At 68.9% G+C, this 13,995-nt stretch carries 14 protein-coding genes; 4 read left to right on the top strand and 10 right to left on the bottom strand.

All coding sequences use genetic code 11. From position 1 onward, the window contains the following. Nucleotides 1–95: 95 nt before the first annotated feature. The 4 genes from EVU97_RS08160 to EVU97_RS08145 all read right to left on the bottom strand — a co-directional run bounded on the left by EVU97_RS08160 (nt 96) and on the right by EVU97_RS08145 (nt 2,884). Nucleotides 96–359 carry a hypothetical protein gene (locus EVU97_RS08160; RefSeq protein ID WP_047312459.1) on the bottom strand — a complete coding sequence of 88 codons (264 nt, stop codon included), beginning with the start codon at nt 357–359 and terminating at the stop codon, nt 96–98. A gap of 83 nt (nt 360–442) precedes the next feature. Next, complete coding sequence (gene panC / locus EVU97_RS08155) at nt 443–1,297, bottom strand: pantoate--beta-alanine ligase (RefSeq protein WP_129664964.1); 855 nt, start codon at nt 1,295–1,297, stop codon at nt 443–445. Next, nucleotides 1,294–2,232 carry a Rossmann-like and DUF2520 domain-containing protein gene (locus tag EVU97_RS08150; protein ID WP_129665155.1) on the bottom strand — a complete coding sequence of 313 codons (939 nt, stop codon included), beginning with the start codon at nt 2,230–2,232 and terminating at the stop codon, nt 1,294–1,296. The genes panC and EVU97_RS08150 overlap by 4 nt, the downstream gene beginning before the upstream one ends. An 88-nt stretch (nt 2,233–2,320) precedes the next feature. Then, nucleotides 2,321–2,884 carry an AAA family ATPase gene (locus EVU97_RS08145; protein WP_370448530.1) on the bottom strand — a complete coding sequence of 188 codons (564 nt, stop codon included), beginning with the start codon at nt 2,882–2,884 and terminating at the stop codon, nt 2,321–2,323. A gap of 78 nt (nt 2,885–2,962) precedes the next feature. Here EVU97_RS08145 and EVU97_RS08140 point away from each other — a divergent pair, with 78 nt between their 5' ends. Continuing rightward, entirely contained in the window at nt 2,963–3,997 is a 1,035-nt protein-coding gene (locus tag EVU97_RS08140; protein WP_240730163.1) for an SAM-dependent methyltransferase, read from the top strand. Between the two features lie 13 nt (nt 3,998–4,010). On the opposite strand, the gene EVU97_RS08135 is transcribed toward EVU97_RS08140, so the two are convergent. Continuing rightward, nucleotides 4,011–4,556 (bottom strand): CGNR zinc finger domain-containing protein, encoded by a 546-nt coding sequence (locus EVU97_RS08135; protein ID WP_047312464.1) that lies wholly within the window; start codon nt 4,554–4,556, stop codon nt 4,011–4,013. Nucleotides 4,557–4,637: 81 nt separating this feature from the next. Between EVU97_RS08135 and EVU97_RS08130 the strand changes: the two genes are divergently transcribed. The 3 genes from EVU97_RS08130 to EVU97_RS15115 all read left to right on the top strand — a co-directional run bounded on the left by EVU97_RS08130 (nt 4,638) and on the right by EVU97_RS15115 (nt 8,692). Then, nucleotides 4,638–5,759 carry a DMT family transporter gene (locus tag EVU97_RS08130; RefSeq protein ID WP_129664960.1) on the top strand — a complete coding sequence of 374 codons (1,122 nt, stop codon included), beginning with the start codon at nt 4,638–4,640 and terminating at the stop codon, nt 5,757–5,759. Between the two features lie 240 nt (nt 5,760–5,999). Continuing rightward, nucleotides 6,000–7,166: an NADH-quinone oxidoreductase subunit D gene (locus EVU97_RS08125; RefSeq protein ID WP_118915078.1), complete on the top strand. Its 1,167-nt coding sequence runs from the start codon at nt 6,000–6,002 to the stop codon at nt 7,164–7,166. A 533-nt stretch (nt 7,167–7,699) separates the two neighbouring features. After that, on the top strand, nt 7,700–8,692 hold the full coding sequence (locus tag EVU97_RS15115; protein ID WP_129664958.1) for a DUF6801 domain-containing protein: 993 nt from the start codon (nt 7,700–7,702) through the stop codon (nt 8,690–8,692). Between the two features lie 206 nt (nt 8,693–8,898). Here the strand turns inward: EVU97_RS15115 and EVU97_RS08115 are convergent, their stop codons facing one another. The 5 genes from EVU97_RS08115 to ftsH are packed head-to-tail and all read right to left on the bottom strand — an operon-like array spanning nt 8,899 to nt 13,958. Continuing rightward, complete coding sequence (locus tag EVU97_RS08115) at nt 8,899–9,432, bottom strand: DUF3180 domain-containing protein (protein ID WP_129664956.1); 534 nt, start codon at nt 9,430–9,432, stop codon at nt 8,899–8,901. Continuing rightward, nucleotides 9,429–10,400: a 2-amino-4-hydroxy-6-hydroxymethyldihydropteridine diphosphokinase gene (folK, locus tag EVU97_RS08110; protein WP_129664954.1), complete on the bottom strand. Its 972-nt coding sequence runs from the start codon at nt 10,398–10,400 to the stop codon at nt 9,429–9,431. Before folK ends, EVU97_RS08115 begins: the two co-directional genes overlap by 4 nt. 24 nt (nt 10,401–10,424) lie before the next feature. Further along, nucleotides 10,425–11,324 (bottom strand): dihydropteroate synthase, encoded by a 900-nt coding sequence (gene folP, locus EVU97_RS08105; protein ID WP_225911341.1) that lies wholly within the window; start codon nt 11,322–11,324, stop codon nt 10,425–10,427. A 5-nt stretch (nt 11,325–11,329) separates the two neighbouring features. Then, entirely contained in the window at nt 11,330–11,923 is a 594-nt protein-coding gene (gene folE / locus EVU97_RS08100) for a GTP cyclohydrolase I FolE (RefSeq protein ID WP_129664952.1), read from the bottom strand. Continuing rightward, complete coding sequence (gene ftsH / locus EVU97_RS08095; RefSeq protein WP_129664950.1) at nt 11,916–13,958, bottom strand: ATP-dependent zinc metalloprotease FtsH; 2,043 nt, start codon at nt 13,956–13,958, stop codon at nt 11,916–11,918. The genes folE and ftsH overlap by 8 nt, the downstream gene beginning before the upstream one ends. Nucleotides 13,959–13,995 lie beyond the last annotated feature (37 nt).

The raw sequence follows: 13,995 nt of genomic DNA, 5'->3' as shown, positions 1-13,995 counted from the left end.
TTGTGCACCCCTTCAGGCCATTTCATTGCGCCGAGCACTGCGCTCGGTCACTTCAACAAGGCAAGCCTAACGAAAGGGTTAAGAAAAACGAAAATCTAATTATCACGATCGACCGAGCGATCAATTCGGCTATCCATCGTTCCAGGTGCCGACTTGGGAAGGTGCGCATTCTGCAGAACTGCGTCTGCTTCCTTCGGCGCGACGGTGCCCTTGGCAAGGTCGTGATCACGTTCCCACTGCTGCTGGGCGATGCGCTCGCGGCGGTCGCCCTCCATGATGTGGCGCATGATGACGTAGAAGAGACCGAGGATGCCGATGGACGGCACGAGCGTCTGAATGGCCGGCCACAGGGTGTCCACGACTTCACGTCCTTTCGTCGAATCCGAGCGCGGCGCTCGGAGCCTTCATTCTACGGATGCCCGCTCCGAGGCGGGCGCCCACGTCAGCGATCGCCGCCGATGACCAGCGGGATGTTGTCGATGAGGCGCGTCGTCCCCACCTTCGCGGCCACGGCGAGCAGTGCCTCTCCGCGGAAGTACTCGGGCACCTGTTCGAGCGTCACCGGGTCGACGAGCACGAGATAGTCGACGAGCGCGAGCGGCTCATGCACGAGCACCTCACGGGCCGCACGCCGAACGGCGGCCGGGCCGGAGTTGCGTGCAGCTTCCCCGGCCTTGAGTGCCTTCGACAGGCACAGGGCCACCTCGCGGTCGTGCTCACTGAGGTAGACGTTGCGGCTGGAGAGGGCGAGGCCGTCGTGCTCGCGCACCGTCGGGACGCCGACGATCTCGACGGGCATGTCGAGGTCGCGCGCCATGCGCTTGATGAGCAGGAGCTGCTGCGCGTCCTTCTGCCCGTAGTAGGCGCGGGTCGGGCCGACGATGTTGAGCAACTTGTTGACGACGGTGAGCATGCCGTCGAAGTGACCGGGGCGCGATGCGCCCTCAAGAACGGTGCCGAGCGGGCCGGCGGAGATGCGGACGCCGGGCTCGCCGTCGGGGTAGACGACGTCGGGGCTGGGGGCGAACACGAGGTCAGCGCCCTCTCGCTCGCAGATCTCGAGGTCGCTCGTGAGCGTGCGCGGGTAACGAGACAGGTCCTCACCAGCGGCGAACTGCAGCGGGTTGAGGAAGATCGTCACGATGACGTTGTCGTTGGCGGCGCGTGCTTCACGGATGAGGGTGGCGTGGCCCTCGTGGAGGGCGCCCATCGTCATGACGACGGCGACGCTGCCGTCGAGCTTCGCTCGGGCGTCGGTGAACTCGGCTCGGGTGTGGGCGACGACGGGTGCGCTCATCGGGGTTCTCCTGGTGCTGGCGGTTCGGTGGTGTCGGAGGGGCCCGCGACACCGGGCGGGTCGAGGACGCCGAGGACGGCGTCGATCTGGATCGGGGTGAGCGCCCCGCGCGATCCCGCACGGCGGGCCGTGGCGAGCGCGAGGGCGCGGTAGGTGGGCGGGATGTCGCCGGCGACACCGTCGGCTGCGAGGGCATCGAGCATCGCGAGGTGACGCGTCAGCGTGCCCGCATCGCCACGGGCGACGGGGCCGGTGAGGGCCTTGTCGCCACGCTCGAGGGCGTTGTCGAGGGCGGCTTCGAGTAGCGGCCGCAGGAGGCGTCCGGGGTCGTCGACGTCGATGCGGCGCAACAGTTCGGCGGCCTGCGCGACGAGGGTGACGAGGTGGTTCGAGCCGTGTGCGAGCGCTGCGTGGTACTGCGTGCGGTCGGCCTCGTCGAGGGTGAACGGCTCCCCGCCGATGTCGAGGACGAGGGCGTCCGCGACCATGCGGTGGTCGGGCATCGCCGTGACGGCGAAGGGGCATCCGGAGAGGCGCGGCAGGTCGGCGTCGGTGCCGCGGAAGGTCATCGCCGGGTGGATGGCGAGGGGCACGCCGCCGGCCTCGACGACCGGGGAGAGCACGGCCAGGCCCTGCGCACCGCTCGTGTGAACGACGATGCGGGCGCCGAGAGCGCCCGGGAAGTCGAGTCCCGCGACGAGCGGTGCCAGTTCGTCGTCGGGGACGGTGAGCAGGAGCAGGTCGGCACGCTGGGCGACCTCCTGTGGCTGGAGGAGCGGCACGGCGGGCAGCAGCGCCTCGGCGCGCTCACGGCTCGCGTCGCTGACGCCGGACGCCGCGACGACCTCGTGCCCGGCCTTGCGCAAAGCGGCAGCGAGGACGGCACCGACGCGTCCGGCACCGATGACGCCGACGCGAAGGCTCGGCGGCCCCATTTCACTCACTCGCCCCACGCTACCTGCGATCCGCATCCCCGATGTTGACCGGGCGCCGCGGCACCGGCGCCTCGCTACGCAGGCAACATCACAACGCGTCGACGAGGCGGGCGGCGTCCGTGCGGTTCTGCACCCTGACGATCGGGAGGCCGGGGCGCGCTCTCGCCATCTCCTGGACGAGGCTGCGGTTGCGGTCGTACGTCGCCCAGGCCCACCGGACGATGTGCTCGGGGTCGGTGAAAACCTCATGCAGGGGGGCTTCGACGTTGCCGTTCCACAGCTCCTCGCGGTGCCGACGCCGTCGCACCGTGCGCGCGACGACCTGTCGCATGACGACGTGGCGCGGCAGGTCGAGCCAGACGACGAGGTCGGCGCGCTGCGCGAGGAGCGGGCGCACCTGGCTGTACTGCCATTCGGTGACCCAGGCCGCGCCTGCGCTGAAGCGCTCGACGTCGTCGAGGAAGGTGGCGCGCGGGGTCCAGTTCGGGCCGTGGAAGAGAGCGTCGATCTCGACGTGTTCGATGCCGAGCGCGTCGCCGATGCGGGCGGCGAGGGTTGTCTTCCCGGAGCCGGAAGTGCCCGCGACGAGAACGCGGCGGGCCGTTTCGCGCGATGTGCGGCTCACGAACTCGTCAACATCGATGATCGGCACCCGCCCATTCTCCCGATGATGAGCGGGCGCCGCGGCACGGGTGCCGCGTTCTTGAGGAAACATCGCGACAATGGGAGCGTGAGCACCCACCCCCGGCCCTGGTTCGACGTTTGGCACAATGCGCTCTACGGCGAAGCCGGTTTCTATCGACGCGACGAGGGGCCGGCGGGCCATTTCGCCACCTCGGCGCAGGGCATTCCCGGCGTCGCCGATGTGCTGGCTCAGGCGGTGCTCGCCTACGCCGAGCGCTGCGACGCCGAGGTCGTCGTGGACTTCGCATGCGGGCGCGGTGAACTCCTCGAGGCTCTCGCACGGTTCGCTGACCCGTCGCTCGAGCTCATCGGCGTCGATGTCGTCGCTCGGCCGGACGCCGTGAGCGACCGCATCGCGTGGGTGCAGTCACCGGGTGCGGCCGCCGTTCCCGACTTCGATTTCCTCGACGGACGCCGCGCGCTCGTCGTCGCTCACGAGTGGCTCGACGTCGTGCCGTGCACGGTCGCCGAAGCGGACGACGACGGCGTCCTGCGCAGCGTTCTCGTCGCACACGACGGCACTGAGTCAGTCGGCGAGCCGCTCACCGAGCCCGAGCTCGACTGGGTCCGACGCTGGTGGCGGCCGCAGCACGATACTTCGGACGCCACGTCGTCTCCCGGCCCCGACGCTGCCGAGACCCACCTCCCTGGCGATCGCGTCGAGGTCGGCCTCACCCGTGACCGCGCGTGGTCGTACCTGATCGAGAACGTGTCACGCCACGCCACGCCGGGCAGCGTTCTCGTCGGTGTGGACTACGGCCACACGAGAGCGACGCGGCCACCGCTCGGCACACTCACCGGGTTCCGCGAAGGCGCCGAGTGCACTCCGATCCCGGACGGTTCGTGCGACGTCACGGCCCACGTGGCCGTCGATTCCCTCGACGCCGATCACGTGACGACGCAGCGCGCCGTCATGCTCGATCTGTTCGGCGAGGAGCCCCTCGAGCCGGTGCCGCTCGATCTGGCGCACACCGCCCCCCCGGCCTACCTGCAACGGCTGGCGGTACGTTCGGCGCTGGCGGCCGCCGTCAGCCCCGGCGGTTTGGGCGCGTTCTTCTGGTGGGTGCGCGAGATCCGCTGACCTTCGGCAGGCTTCAGTCGGTTTCGGCCGCCGCAGCCTTGCGCGCACGGTAGGCCGCGACGTTGGCCCTGTTGCCGCAGCCGCGATCGCAGTATCGGCGTGAGCGGTTCTTCGACAGATCCACGAGCACTCCCCCGCAGTCGCCGGCGCACATCTTGAGTCGTTCGAGTTCGTCGGCGCGGATGACGTCGATGAACGCCATGACCGATTCCACCGCGATGCGGCTCGCGAGCGGCGCGTCGGACGGCGTTGCGTGGAGGTGATAATCCCACCCGTCGTGGCGCACGAGCTGCGGCAGGGCCTCGTTCTGGAGGAGCACGTCGTTGACGAACGTGACGAGGTCGTCACGTGACATCGACCACGCTTCGAGGAAGCGGGGACGCAGCGCACGCACCTCGTCGAGCTCCGCTCGGGTGTGCGTGTGAGCACCCGTGTAGGCCCAGCTGCGCACGAATTCGTCGAGATCCCCGACGTTTTCGAGCGAGTCCTCCGGAGTCAACGTGTTGACGAGGGCCGCCGCGGAGAGCAGCGAATCCTCCGTGTCATGACCAAACGCCATTTTGACTCCTGACCTTGTGACGACTTAATGTAACCACTCAACTTACTTTTTACCACTTACACGAGAGTTGGAGGTGTTCCCATGGCTCCCACCCAGGTCGCGCACGACATCCACCCCGTTCCCGTTCCGACCCGCAAGCGGTTCGGCCGACGCGAAGGTGCGATGTCACATACGAGCATGGGACTCATCGTCGCCATTGTCTCGTGTGCGGCGTTCGGAACGTCGGGTTCCTTCGCCAAGGCGCTGCTCGGTTCCGGCTGGACGCCGGTGACGGCAGTCGCCGCCCGCATCACCATCGCAGCGTTCGTGCTCGCCGTTCCGACGGCGCTCGCCCTGCGCGGTCGTTGGCAAACGGTGGCGGAGAACTGGAAGCCGATCGTCCTCTACGGCATCTTCGGCGTCGCGGGCTGCCAGCTCTTCTACTTCAACGCCGTGACCCACGTCAGCGTCGGCGTGGCGCTGCTCATCGAGTACCTCGCGCCGGTGCTGCTCGTCGGCTGGGCGTGGGCCCGCTACGGTCGCGCCCCACGTCGCCTCACGGTGGCGGGCACGCTCGCGGCGGTCGTCGGATTGCTCTTCGTCCTCGACGTGTTCAACGGGTTCACCGTCGACCTCGTCGGCGTCGCGTGGGCGCTCGGCGCAGCACTGTGCCTCGTCGTGTACTTCATCATCGCCAGTGACGACGAGACGAACCTGCCGTCGATCGCACTCGCCGGCGGCGGCATGATCGTCGGCGCGCTCATCCTGCTCGCGATGTGCGCCGTGCAGGCGCTGCCCACCGCCGTGAGCACGCAGGACGTCGCCTTCGCCGGTAGTCACGTGCCCTTCTGGGTCCCGGTGCTCGGCCTCGCCGTCATCGCGGCGGCGATCGCCTACGCGACCGGCATCTACGCCGCACGCGTGCTCGGTTCCACGGTCGCGTCGTTCATCTCGCTGCTCGAGGTGCTCTTCGCCGTCGCGTTCGCGTGGATGATCGTCGGCGAGGTGCCGACGCTCGTGCAGGCCGTCGGCGGACTGTTCATCGTCGGCGGCGTGGTGCTCGTGCGCGTCGACGAGTCGCGTCACGCCGAGGCCTTCGGACCGGTCGTCGCCGCCGAGCACGACGAAGAGGTGACGCGCTGGCTCGACGAAGCCCAGGCGCCCCTCGTCGATGACGAGCACGCCGGCGGCGCCACCGCTCTGCGCGAGGCCGCCCGCTCCTGATCGGCTCGAAGGTGAGCACCGTGCGCACCTTCGTCGTTACGGGGCGAGACATGAGGACACAAGGGATAGGACGCCCCGCGCGCACCTCAACGCCCGGGGTGTAGAACTCTTCGTGCGAGGGCGGCGTCAGCGCACCTGGTTCCCCTGCGCCGCCGACGCACCGCCCGCCTCGGCGACCGCTCGCCGTCCGGCGCGTGGCGCGCCCGACGACTGCCGTCCCGCTTTGGCAGACTTGACCGCATGTCTACGAGCGCGCGCGAACTGACGGTCGGCATGGGAGCCGGGGGTCTCGCGACGTCGGACATGGTGCTCAACATCGGCCCGCAGCACCCGGCCACGCACGGCGTCCTGCGCCTGCGCATCACCCTCGACGGCGAGCGCATCACGAAGTGCGAACCGATCGTCGGGTACATGCACCGCGGTGCGGAGAAGCTGTTCGAGGTGCGCGACTACCGGCAGATCCTCGTGCTGGCGAACCGTCACGACTGGCTTTCGGCGTTCAGCAGCGAGATCGGCGTGTGCCTCGCGGTCGAGCGGGCACTCGGCATGGAGGTGCCCGAGCGCGCGACGTGGACGCGCACGTTGCTCTCCGAACTGAACCGGGTGCTCAACCACCTCATGTTCCTCGGCTCGTACCCGTTGGAGCTCGGCGCTATCACGCCGATGTTCTACGTGTTCCGCGAGCGCGAGGAACTGCAGGCCGTCATGGAGGAGATCGCCGGCGGCCGCCTGCACTACATGTTCAACCGCATCGGCGGGCTGCGCGACGACATCCCCGCAGGTTGGCTCGACCGTGCCGCCGAGGCCGTCGCGACGGTGCGCCGTCGCATGCCGGAGATCGAGAGCTTCATCGTCGGCAACCCGATCCTCAACGCCCGGACGAAGGGCGTCGGCGTCATCACGCCGGCGATGGTGGAGCAGTACGGCATCTCGGGGCCGATCGCGCGCGCCGCGGGTGTCGACGTCGACCTGCGCCGCGACGACCCCTACCTCGCCTACGGCGAGTTGTTCTCCCCGGGCGGCCCGGGCCGCGTCATCACGCGCCCGGAGGGCGATTCCTTGGCGCGACTCGAGGTGCTGCTCGACCAGACGCACGTCTCGCTCGACCTCGCGGATGCGTGCATCGAGAAGCTGCGGTCGCTGCCACAGGGCCCGGTGAACGTGAAGCTGCCGAAGGTGCTCAAGGTGCCCGAGGGTTCGGGCTACGCGGCGACGGAGAACCCGCTCGGTTTCAACGGGTACTACCTCGTGTCGCGCGGCGAGAAGACACCATGGCGTCTGAAGCTGCGGTCGGCCTCGTTCAACAACATGAGTTGCTTGGGCGAGGTGATGGAGGGCGAGCTCCTCGCGGACATGGTGGCGATTTTGGGGTCGATGTTCTTTGTGGTTGGGGATATCGACAAGTGAGTGCAGCCCTTGGGCGTGCTGGGAATCGCCGCAGCGCAGCGAGGACGGCTTCCGGCACGCCCGGGGTGCTCTCACTTGGAGCAAGGGACATCGACAAGTGAGTGCAGCCCTTGGGCGTGCTGGGAATCGCCGCAGCGCAGCGAGGACGGCTTCCGGCACGCCCGGGGTGCTCTCACTTGGAGCAATGGACATCGACAAGTAGGAACAGCCCTTGCGGTTGGTAGGGCCCGGAGCTTGCGGAGGGTTCTGCCAGCCGCGGGGTGTTTCTCCTTGGAGCAAGGGACATCGACAAGTAGGAACAGCCCTTGCAGTTGGTAGGACCCAGAGCCTTCGGAGGATTCTGCCAACGGCAGCGTGCATCCCCTGGATCGAGGCGCATCGGCCGAACCCTCGTCGCTTACGTCGGCGTAACCTCATTGCCCGTTTTGACTGTGCAGCAGGTCACAACGCTCTACTCTCAACGGTAGGGCACGTGTTGCCCGCAACCCTTCACCGGGCAATACGTCCCTGATAAACGCCTGAGGAGTCCTCCCATGAGCAAGCCCTCCCCCCGTCACGCAGCGCCTGTTGCCGCCCGTCGTGGCCTCGCCGGTGCCGGTGCACTGAGCCTCGCCCTCGCCGGCGGCGCCTTCGCGCTCGCCAGTTCGCAGGGTGCGTCCGCGGCAACGAAGACCGTCAACTACTCCTGCTCCGTCACCGACCTCGGCATCACGTTCCAGCAGCCGTGGACCGTGTCGATGACGACCGACCTGCCCGCGAGCGTCGAGCCCGGCGCCACGGTTCCGGCACCTTCGATCACGGCCAACGTGACGACGGGTGACGACGCAACAGCCCAGATGCGTTCGCTCAACATCAAGACGGTCGAGGGCACCTCGGAGGCCAACTACTCGGTCGGCGACACCGACGGCACCGCGAAGCTCACGGTCGCGAACACGCCGGTTCCGGCGTCGGGCAACCTCACCACGGTGGCGAAGGGCTCCGGCCAGTCGTTCACGGCGCCTACGACGGCCGGTGCGCTCGCCGTCAAGGCGGGCAGCTTCTCCGCCACGCTGACGACGGACTCCGGCTTCGTTCTCCACATCGGCTGCAAGGCCGCCGCCGGCGCGGACACGACGATCGGCACGATCCAGGTCGGCAGCGTTCCGACGACGGAACCCACCACGCCGACAACGGATCCGACGACCCCCACCACGGACCCGACAACTCCGACGACGGACCCGACCACGCCGACCACCGACCCCACCACGCCGACGACGGACCCGACCACGCCGACCACCGACCCCACCACGCCGACGACGGACCCGACGACACCGACGAGTGAGCCCACGACGCCCACCTCGGAGCCCACGGACTCCTCGACGACGTCGCCGATGCCGTCCAGTTCGCCGAGCACGACGATGGGCCCGAAGGTCGAGACCGACTACGCCGACATGTCGCAGCCGACGAACCTCGCCGGCTTCGCGTTCGCTGCCGCCGGCATCGCTGCACTCGGTGGCGCTGTCGTCGTCGGTCGCCGCCGCGGCTGATCACAACTGACGCACGGCGAGGGCCGCCCCGGGAGCTTCCGGGGCGGCCCTCATGCTTGTGCCCGCCATCGAAGATGGTGGGTTTGGTCGAAGATGCGGACGACATCCGCGCCATCTTCAGCCAAACCTGCCATCAAGGCGTGCGGCTCCGTCCGTGAGCCGCGCGCTCGGTGACTGGCGGGACCGTGAACGAAGTGGTTGCCGGGTCAGCGCTCGTCGTCGGGAATCGTGCACCACTTCTGTACGACGAAACCGAGCACGGACAGCACCACCGACGCGACGACGAGCGCGCCGAGCAGAATCACCGCGGAGCGTACCGACGCGATATGCAGGCGTCCGAACTGCACGACGGCCTGCCCCGCGTACCAGCCCGTGAGCACCGCACCACCGATTGCCGCCGCCTGCGAGAACACGACGACGCGACGCGCCGTGTCGGCGCTCGGCCCCTCGTGGCCCTGCATGACGCCGGCCGCAGCGCTGCGGGCCAGTGCTTCATCCTGGCCCGCGCGAAGTCGGGCGTCGGCCTCGCGCTTTGCCTTCGTCCGTGTGCGCACCTGGTCGCGCACGCGCCACCCGCCCGCCACGAGCGCCCCCGAGAGCGCGACGACGAGCAGCATCTCCCACCAGCTGTGCTGCGGCAGCGCGTTCCCGCCGTTGCGCACGAGCTGCATGGCGAGCGCCGTCACCGCCGTGACGACGACGCCCGCGATCAGCGCGGAGCGCGGTGCAAGCGGCTTCATCGAAGGCCTCCTTCGAGGTCGAGGTGCTCCTCGGCGTCCCACGCCGGGCCGCGACGTACCCCCGCGACGTCGAGCGCGCGCACGTGGTCGTCGAGCGCGACAACACCCTCGGGAGTCCGCAGCGTCATCCACGGCGCCGCCTGCCACCACGGCACGACGACGAACGCCCGCTCGTGGGCTCGCGGATGCGGCAACGCCAGCGGCGACTTCGACGCCTCCGCGGCGCCGGCCGTCACACCGTCACGCTCGCCACCGGCACGCACCTCGTCCGACTCCCCCGGCGTGCCCAAGGCAATGACGTCGAGGTCGAGGGTGCGCGCGCCCCAGCGCACGTCGCGACGACGGCCGTGTTCGGCCTCGATGCGATGCAGTTCGGCCAGCAGGTGCTCCCCCGTGAGGCGCGTGAAACCGACGACGACGGCGTTGAGATAGTCAGGCTGCCCGACGCCACCGACCGGGTCGGTCTCGACGAGCGGCGACACGTGCACGACGTCGAGACCGTCGAGAGCGCGCAGCGATTCCAGCGCAGAACGCATGGTCGCCACCCGACGCCCGAGGTTCGTTCCCATCGCAATGACGACCGCACGACGTCGCTCGCGGCGCACCGACACAGCGGGCCCAGCCATGACGCCCGTGGTCGGGGTGAACGGAACCCCAGCGGGCGCGTGCGGCTTGCGCACCGTCACGTCCACGGCCTCGACGAACGCCCACTCGAGGCCGGCGTCGGCGATGCGCTCGGCGAGAGTTTCGATGAGGTCGACAGGCTCTCCGCTGGCTACCTCGACGACGCGCGCCGCGACGTCGGCGTACGACAGCGAGGCGGTGAGGTCGTCGCTACGCCCCGCGGGCGCCAAGTCGGCTTCGAGCGAAAGGTCGACGACGAACGGCTGCGGGATCTGCTTCTCGAAGTCGAGCACACCGTGGCGTGCGCTGATCGCGAGCCCCGTGAGTGTGATCGTGTCGCTCATCGCCCTACCTTCCGTGCGTCTTCGTCATCCCAGTGATCGCGCTGAGCCGCGGCTCGACGAGCGGCCCAGAACGCCAATCTGCCCTGCCGCGACCGCGACGTCGAGGGCGGCGAGCGTCGAGGGAACGTCATGGACGCGCACACCCCACGCGCCGTGCTGGGCTGCCAGCAGGCTGGTCGCGGCCGTCGCGGCGTCACGCTCCGCAGGCTGGACGGCGCCGTCCTCAGTCACCAGCGCCGGCGAGCGCCCGACACGTCCGAGGAACGTCTTGCGCGACGTGCCCCACAGCACCGGCAGGCCGAGTACGTCGAACTCCCCCATGCGCGAGAGCAGCTCCCAGTTCTGCTCCCCCGTCTTCGCGAACCCGAAACCCGGGTCGACGACGAGCTTCTCACGCGACACACCGGCCGCGAGCAGCGTCTCCACGCTCGCCGTCAGCTCCGCCACGACGTCGGCGACGATGTCGGCGTAGACGGTGCGCTGCTGCATGTCGACCGAGTGCCCACGCCAGTGCATCGCGATGAACGCGGCACCGGTCTCGGCTGCGACGCGTGGCATCGCCTCGTCAGCGAGCGCCCCACTGACGTCGTTGATGATCGCTGCACCCGCCTCCACGGCAGCCTGGGCGACGCTCGCCCGCATCGTGTCGACACTGACGCACGCACCCGCGGTCGCGAGTTCACGCACGACCGGCACGACCCGGCGCAGTTCCTCGTCCTCGTCGGGGCGCTTCGCGCCGGGGCGCGTCGACTCACCGCCGACATCAAGGATGTCCGCGCCCTGCTCGAGCAGTTCCTGCCCGTGCGCCACGGCGGCCGCGGTGTCGAACCAGCGCCCGCCGTCGCTGAACGAATCGGGCGTCACGTTGACGACACCCATGACGAGCGGGCGCCCGGACGCCCCCGGTCGTGGCAACGAGTACATCGTCGTCACTTGCCCATGAGGAGGCTCATTGCCTCAGCGCGCGTGGCCGTGTTGCGCAGCTGCCCGCGCACCGCGGACGTGATGGTGCGCGCACCCGGCTTACGGATACCGCGCATCGACATGCACAGGTGCTCGGCCTCGATGACGACGATGACGCCCTGCGCGTCGAGGTGCTCGACGAGGGCGTCCGCGATCTGCGTCGTGAGGCGCTCCTGCACCTGCGGACGCTTGGCGTACACGTCGACGAGGCGTGCGAGCTTCGACAGGCCCGTCACGCGCCCCGAGGGAGACGGGATGTAGCCGACGTGCGCGACGCCGTGGAACGGCACGAGGTGGTGCTCGCACGTGGAGTAGACCTCGATGTCCCGCACGAGGATGAGCTCCTCGTGCTCGACGTCGAACGTCTTGTCGAGGACGTCGGCCGGCGTCTGGCGCAGGCCGACGAAGGTCTCCGCGTAGGCGCGGGCGACGCGGGCCGGAGTGTCGAGCAGACCCTCACGATCCGGGTCCTCACCGACGGCGGCGAGGATCTCCCGAACCGCAGCCTCGATCCGCGGAAGGTCGACCTCGCCGCTCGGCACGGCGTTCGTGTCAGCCAAGACCCGGATCCGTGTCCGTGGGCCCCTGCGTTCCGGGGCCGGCCGGCGGCTGCGGCGGGTAGAGGGTGACCTCGTCCTTGGGCTCGTTGTCGTCGATGTTCTTGCCCGCCGCGAGCGCACGCTCCTCGGCAGGCGTCATGACCGGGCCACGGGTGCTCACGTGACGGTCGGCGCTCGAGAGCCACACGTCGCGCTTCGGCTCCTTGCGGACGTTCGCGAAGATCTCGGCGAGACGCTCGGCCTCGAGGGTCTCCTTCTCGAGCAGTTCGAGCACGAGCGCGTCGAGGATGTCGCGGTTGTTGCCCAGAGCGCGCCACGCCTCGTCGTGCGCCGCCTCGATGAGCTTGCGGACCTCACGGTCGATGACCGAAGCGATGTCCTCGGAGTACTCGCGGTTGTTGCCGCCCATGTCGCGACCGAGGAAGACCTCACCGCCGGAGTTGCCGAGGTGCACCGCGCCGACGTTCTCGCTCATGCCGAACTGCGTGACCATCTTGCGGGCAATGCTCGTGGCCTTCTCGATGTCGTTGCTCGCACCGGTGGACGGGTCGTGGAAGACCATCTCCTCGGCGACGCGACCGCCGAGTGCGTAGGCGAGCTGGTCGAGCAGCTCGTTGCGCGTCGTCGAGTACTTGTCGTCGGTGGGCAGCACCATCGTGTAACCGAGGGCGCGGCCACGCGGCATGATCGTGATCTTGCTGACCGGGTCGGTGTTGTTCATCGCCGCGGCGACGAGCGCATGTCCACCCTCGTGGTACGCGGTGACCTTGCGCTCCTTGGCGCTCATCGGGCGCGACTTCTTCTGCGGGCCGGCCATGACGCGGTCGATGGCCTCGTCGAGTGCCTCGTTCGTGATGATCGTGCCGTTCGTGCGCGCCGTGAGCAGCGCGGCCTCGTTGAGCACGTTCTCGAGCTCCGCACCGGAGAAGCCCGGCGTACGGCGTGCGACCGACATGAGGTCGACGTCCTTGGCCATCGGCTTGCCCTGTGCGTGCACCTGCAGGATGTGGTGGCGCCCGCCCATGTCGGGGGCCTCGACGGCGATCTGACGGTCGAAGCGGCCCGGGCGCAGCAGCGCCGGGTCGAGAATGTCGGGGCGGTTCGTCGCGGCGATGAGGATGACGCGCGTGCGGTCGTCGAAGCCGTCCATCTCGACGAGGAGCTGGTTGAGCGTCTGCTCGCGCTCGTCGTGGCCACCGCCGAGGCCGGCGCCACGGTGACGACCGACGGCGTCGATCTCGTCGACGAAGATGATCGCGGGCGAGTTCTCCTTGGCCTGCGTGAACAGGTCACGCACACGGCTCGCACCGACACCGACGAACATCTCGACGAAGTCGGAGCCGGAGATCGTGTAGAACGGCACGTTGGCCTCACCGGCAACGGCGCGCGCGAGGAGCGTCTTACCCGTTCCGGGAGGACCGTAGAGCAGCACACCGCGCGGAATCTTGGCACCGATGCGCTCGTACTTCTCCGGGTCGGCGAGGAAGTCCTTGATCTCCTTGAGTTCCTCGACGGCCTCGTCGGCACCGGCGACGTCGGCGAACTTCGTCGTCGGCATGTCCTTGCTGTGCAGCTTGGCCTTCGACTTGCCGAACTGCATCACCTTGGAGCCGCCGCCCTGCGCCTGGCTCATGAAGAACCAGAACAGACCGACGAGCAGCAGGATGGGCAGCAGGTTCATCAGCAGGCTGACGAAGATGCCCTGGCGCTGCGGGTCGTCGGTGAAGCCCTTGGGCGGCTGGTGAGCGTTGAGCGCGTTGACGATCTGCTCGCCACGAGCGTCGACGTAGTCGGCCTCGACCCGCTCGACGCCCTTGAGGCTGCCGATGTCCTGCTTCTGCTTCAGCGTGAGGCTGACGCTGTCGGGCGTCACCTTGGCGCTTTCGACCTTGTCGCTGTTGATGAGCGACACAGCCTGGGACGTGTCGATGCGCGAGTACCCGCCGATGTTGCTCGCCATGTAGAAGAGCAGGGCAGCACCGAGCGCCACGATCATCCACAGGCCGGGGGCCCGGAGGAGCTTCTTACCGTTCATGTGATGCGGGGCGGGCCCCGATCCTCTCGTCGAGAAT

It is taken from the genome of Dermacoccus sp. 147Ba (assembly GCF_004151355.1).
Lineage (GTDB): Bacteria > Actinomycetota > Actinomycetes > Actinomycetales > Dermatophilaceae > Dermacoccus > Dermacoccus abyssi.
The sequence above is the reverse complement of the archived record's forward strand: the minus strand, read 5'-3'. Positions and strand labels throughout refer to the sequence as shown.